The sequence below is a fragment of the Veillonellales bacterium genome (genome assembly GCA_039680175.1).
Classification (GTDB): Bacteria; Bacillota; Negativicutes; order JAAYSF01; family JAAYSF01; genus JBDKTO01.
This window is the reverse complement of the sequence record JBDKTO010000009.1, coordinates 1-1,879: the sequence shown is the minus strand read 5'-3', so window position 1 is coordinate 1,879 and position 1,879 is coordinate 1. Positions and strand designations below refer to the sequence as shown.

The 1,879-nt window shown below is 37.9% G+C and carries 1 protein-coding gene; it reads left to right on the top strand.

The features are described from left to right. Window positions 1–1,659: 1,659 nt before the first annotated feature. A partial coding sequence (locus ABFC84_01530) for a hypothetical protein (protein MEN6411426.1) occupies window positions 1,660–1,879 on the top strand: 220 nt, incomplete at its 3' end.

Here is a 1,879-nt window from a genome sequence, read left to right as displayed (position 1 = left end):
ATATTTGGTTTCTTTTCTTCCATTCTTAACCCCCAAATTGAATGGTTGATATCTCGGTCGGCAATTTAAAGCAGCCTTCCGAAGTTTGATAGATAAATTTAAATTTTTTTTCTTCGCTATACCCCGTTTTTTTCTCACAATTGCATAACTGATCCAGACTACATCTGAACCCTTTGCTTTACCTACTTCTCGTCTCCTCGTTCACGTTATTTTTTCTTGCGCCATCACAGCGTTTGAATTTTAGTCCACTGCCGCAGTGACAGGGATCATTGCACCCTGCACGGGCAAAAGCATCTTCCAGAGCCATAACTCTCATAATTATCATACTTCCGGAACTGGGTAACCCCTGCGTACCAACCCAGCAATAATTTGCCTCGGACATTTGCGAATTTAGTATTGTACAGTACAAAAAAGAAGTGCAAAAGGCTTTGGAAACATATTCTATTTTATTGATATAATCCATCAAAAGATATGATTCATCAAAATTAGGTAAACTTAAACTGATTTATCCACCTGAAATCGCGAAGAGCCAACTTGTTACATCTTGGTTTGCTTAAACGCACTATTGTAGCGACCCTCTTCAGTACATCGGAAGCGCAGAAGGTCATGAATACCCTGTCCTTCATGTAGAGGATAAAGTGAACCCTCGAATCTTTTAGGTTTCGTTTAAACCTCTGTACCGTTGCTTCTTTGTAAAGTGAGGTTTCTTAGCATCACGGTTACAGAAGTTGGTAATGCAACTCTGCACTAAGAAAGTCTTGTAAATAGATACTTAACTATTCCCCAGAAACCGGACAGGCAGCCCGAAGCATGCCCTATCCTTTACAGGATGTCCGACAATTACTACTCGTAATAATCAAATTCCTTATTTTTCAATTTAAGGGCTTTATATGCCTTATTTTTCACATTTTTTTTGCCCTGAATTTGAATTGTCGGACAACCTGTTCAGATTGGTGTTGCCTCACGCAATTTGATTTTTATTTTACTTTCAAACCAAGACATCCCGTTTATTATTCTTTGTAACTCCAGGGTGTATTAAAACAATCTTCGATGTCCCAAATAAGCGAAAAGGAATTTAGCCAGCAGCAAAGTTGTGTCGTTCGTGATAACAATCATCTTTTTCACCTCCTATTTTCTCATTTTTTGAAATCGTTTAATGAAAGATGGTTCAAAATTATCCATTAGGGTATTATTCTCAGACAAATATAATATATCTAGAAATACAAATATGGATTTGATGTCAGAAATAATGCTATATGGGCTGATGCCTCGATTCTGATCTGAGATTTTGCCAAAAAAATTCACTTAAGCCTTTTAAATATAACTGATGAATGTCGCCCGATACAGGACTTGAGTGTGAGAACTCAATTGAAGATATATGCTAATAAAAACCAGATTCAAGTAATTGTTTGCGACTACTATTCCTGACTTATTTTTCTGCCACACTCAATGCTGATTATTTTCATTATTGATTACTACGAATATGGTCTTCGTGCATAATGCTGAACAGAAACCGTATCACAGGCGTCCACACGTGAAATATCAAATATATGGGTCGTCTTTGCCTTACCTGGAAAGAGCTCACCAAAACATTACCCTACCGTCTTTTGTGGATGGGATTTTTTGATTTTATCTGAAGTAAATTAAGAGGAATCAACAATGTCCGAAATTCTCTCATTATGGAACGAAACACCAGCTAAGAAAGCAATCCTTAATTACGTTAATGCTGTCACAAATCCTGAGAGCGCTGATTTTGTGCCAGAGACCGAACGAATTGCCATTCTGGACAACGATGGAACCATGTGGGTGGAGAAGCCCGCATATATTCAGATTTTCTTTGCCATAGAACGGCTGAAACAGCTAGCTGAGGCAGATCCTA